The organism is Planctomycetota bacterium (genome assembly GCA_039182125.1).
Lineage (GTDB): Bacteria > Planctomycetota > Phycisphaerae > Tepidisphaerales > Tepidisphaeraceae > JBCDCH01.
This window is the reverse complement of record JBCDCH010000131.1, coordinates 1-3,513: the sequence shown is the minus strand read 5'-3', so window position 1 is coordinate 3,513 and position 3,513 is coordinate 1. Positions and strand designations below refer to the sequence as shown.

The 3,513-nt window shown below is 62.0% G+C and carries 1 protein-coding gene; it reads right to left on the bottom strand.

The genetic code is table 11. The annotated features are described in order from the left end of the window. Nucleotides 1-3,513 (bottom strand): NosD domain-containing protein (locus AAGD32_18435; GenBank protein ID MEM8876226.1); only part of this gene is annotated, 3,513 nt, incomplete at both ends.

Genomic DNA, 3,513 nt, shown 5'->3' with positions numbered 1-3,513 from the left:
CCGGAGAGTTGAAATCGTTATTGTAAACATGGATGTTGTCGCCCGTCGTGATCGTCTGATTGCCGCTTCCGATGGCAAATCTATTGCCCGCAATCACGGCACTCTCTGACGCTTGGAACTGTATTCCAAACGGGCCGCCAGATATGTGATTGTCAAGCACCTGTGTTCGGATTCCGGTGTTAGAGTATACCGCACTAATGTGCGCCTTTATTTCATTGCCTTTAATAATCGCATCGCTGCCGTGTATTTGCAATCCAAAATCGTTTTGGTTGAAATAATTGTTAGATATTGCCGTATGGTCGCCGTGGGTCTCTAGCCCGTAATTCGATGGGGCCGGGATTGTTCGGGATGAATCTTTGCCGTTAAAATGTATATTTTCTAAATTGACATAATCTGATTCTGCGTCAATATAGATTGCGCGGGTTGCGCCGGCTGACAGGTAGCCGAATTTCGTCTGCAGTTCGAAGTCTGCTATCCGCACTCGATCTGAATTAATCACCGTGATGAGGTTGGCTGCGTCCGGATCGCTAGACACGGGTGTAGTCGAAGTAAGTAGCAGGGTTTTATCGGTACTTCCTGCGATCGAGACGCCGCTGTCGTCGGCGGTGATGACGATTTGGCCAACATAGGTGCCGCGATCGACGACGATCATGTCGTCGTCGTTGAGGTTGTACCGATCGAGGACGGCCTGGATGGAAGGCAGGGGCGTATCGGCGGTGCGGCCGTCGTGATCGAGACGGCCCGCGGCGGTGGTGCGGAGGTTGTCGGAGAGGTCGTTGTCGTCGGGGGCGGCGACGTAGTAGACGTTGGTTTCGCTGCGGTGGTGGGGGACGATCTCGAGCTGATACGCCGCGGCGCCGCGGCCGGCCAGGTGCAGGAAGTATTCGCCGGCGGGGAGGTTGACTTCCAGCGCGCTGTCCAACCGCTCGCCGGGCTGGTTGGCGACGAGGTTCCCCTGGGCGTCGTACAGGAAGGCGTCGGGGGCCGGGCCGCCGTTGCTGGTGACGAAGACGCTGAGGTGTTCTTCGTCGGCGAGCTCGAAGCGGTACCAATCCTGCTCGCCCGCGGTGCGGATGGCGGTGCCGGTCAGGTGTAGGCCGGGCGCGAGGCCGAGGTTCTGCGCGGTGTCCCGGGAGTGGTTGCCGGTGAAGCGGTCGGTGATGGTCGGCCGCTCTCCGAATTCCGATTCGAAGTCGAGGAGCGTGATCTGCGCGATGTCGAAACGCCACGTCTTCTTGAAGATGCCCAGGTCGACGGTGGCGTAGGCGTCGATGAAGGCCCCTAGCTCGCCCTCGTAGCCGAAGGTCTGTGAGATGCCGCCATCGTCCAGGAGGCTGATGAACTCGTCGATATAAACGACGCCGTTGCCGTCGGTGTCGTTGAGGTTGAGTCCGAGGTTGGCGAACAGCCCGCCGCGGACGCCGGCCCGGAGGACGGAGAACAGGTTGAACTCGGCGACGGCGGCGACGTAAGCGGAGAGGTAGACCTCGCTGACGTCGGGGCCGGTGCCGTCGGCGTTGGCGGTATCGGAGATGTAGAAGCCGTTGAGTAGCTGGCTCTCGCGGCCGGTTTCTTGGAACTGGCGGAAGCCGCGGGTGTCGTAGCCGAAGCCCAGGTCGATGCCGACGGCGACGCCGCTCTGGAAGCCGCCGAAGAGGAACGGCGGGATGATCGGGTAGATCGGGTAGGGGTCCAGGTCGAAGCGCAGCTCGAACGCGGGCCAGTCCCAGGTCACGATCGGGATGTCTTGCCCGAGCAGGAGGTTGAAGGCCAAGGACGGGTTGTCGATGATCGGGAACGCGAGGCCGACGTTGTCGGTGCGCTCGAAGTAGTTGCGGACCGGGGCGGGGGCTTGGTCGAAGGTCGTGGGTTCGCCGCTGGGCGCGAAGAACTGGAGGACCTCTTCGGGGCTGAGCTGCGCGAGGTTCGTGTTGGGGTCGCGCAGGTCGAGGAAGGTCCCCTCGTCGATCCACGACACAAAGGTGCCGATCGGGACGAGGAATTCGTCCTCGTCGGAGACGTTCGCGATGTCTTGGATCAAACCGTCCAATTCCACCACAAAACGGAGGAACTCGGCGGTGTCTTCGTAGCCAAAGTAGGCGGCGAGGTCGATGAAATCGGTGTCGCCGATGAGCTGCGAGAGGCCGGGGATGGGTTCTTGTAGCTTGTCCAGCACGGGCCGCACGGGAGCGATCACGTCGTTGATCTTGTCGAGCAGCGGGCCGATGTAGGTGCCGACGGTCGAAGACAGGTCGATGACCATGTTCTCGATCCGGACGCTCGGCAGGTTGCCGTTGCGGCTGGCGGCTTCGCGTTCTTCTTCGGAGGCGTTCGGGTCGGGCAGGAATTTCCAGTCGATGAATACGTCGAAAGCGAGGGCGGGCAGCCCCTGGACCGTGGTGTCGGCGAAGATTTCAAAGTTCGCGTCGAGCCCGCCGGTGATCGTGAAGTCCACGATCGCGTCGCCGGCGTCGGACCCGCCCCGGGTGGCTTCGGCGACCGTCAGCCGACCGTCGCCGTCCAGGTCTCGAAGGTCGGCTTCCAGGGCTACTTCGAAGACCGAGGGGTCGTCCGAGTTGTCTCTTGCTTTGGCCCGCAGGAAGCCGAGCGTGGCCGTCGCGTCTAGCTCCGGCACGGTGGCCTTGATGTTGGCGGTGATCTCCGGGTCGCCGCTGGCGTCGGTGATCAGGTAGAGCCCCTGATCGCGGTGGAGTCCGATGCCCAGATCGAATGTCCAGCCGTACTCGACCACCACATCTCCGTTGATGTCCAGGCCCAGCCCGGGCAAGCCCAGATCCAGGTCGACATCGAGGTCCAGTTCCCGCTGGACCTGCCCGAGCTTGGCTTCCACCAGCAAAGCGTCGGGAGACAACGTCAGGATGAGGTCGTTGTCGTCGATGATCTCGTCGCCATTGGTGTCGAGGATCAGGTCCGCGCCGTCGGGGCCCAAAGCCGCCCACAACGCGTCGTGGACCCAATCGCGCAGGCGGGAGTCGTCGTGGAGCCGCGTGTCGAACAGCGAATCGATCCCGAGGAAGGCCGCGTTGGTCAGCACCCGGAAATCGCGGATGAAGTTGCCGGCTTCGCGTAGGTCGTCGCCGATGAACGGCAGATCGATCCCGAAGACCTCGCCATCGAGGATGTTCTCGAGATACCGAGCCAACTCGTCCCAGTCCTCGGGCAACTGGGTGAGGTCTTCTTCCAGGTTGAGCGCACTGATCAGGTCGTCGAGGCTGGGGCCGGTGATCGTGGTGGTGCCCCCGAGATCGTTGATATCGCCGATGGCCAGCACCAACGGGTCGCCCAACGAGGCGTTGGGGGTCGGGAAGAACAGCGGCAGCTCGGCGTACACGTTGCCGCTCGCCACGAAGTTGAGCTGCCCGAGCGCTTCGAACAGGCCGTACCGGCCGTCGTCGTTGCCGCCATCGGTGGTGTCGTCGTCGGGCTTGAGCGTGACGTTGAACGTGAGGGGTTTGTATTCAACCTCTTGGTCTTCCGTGCTTTCGTTCTCTG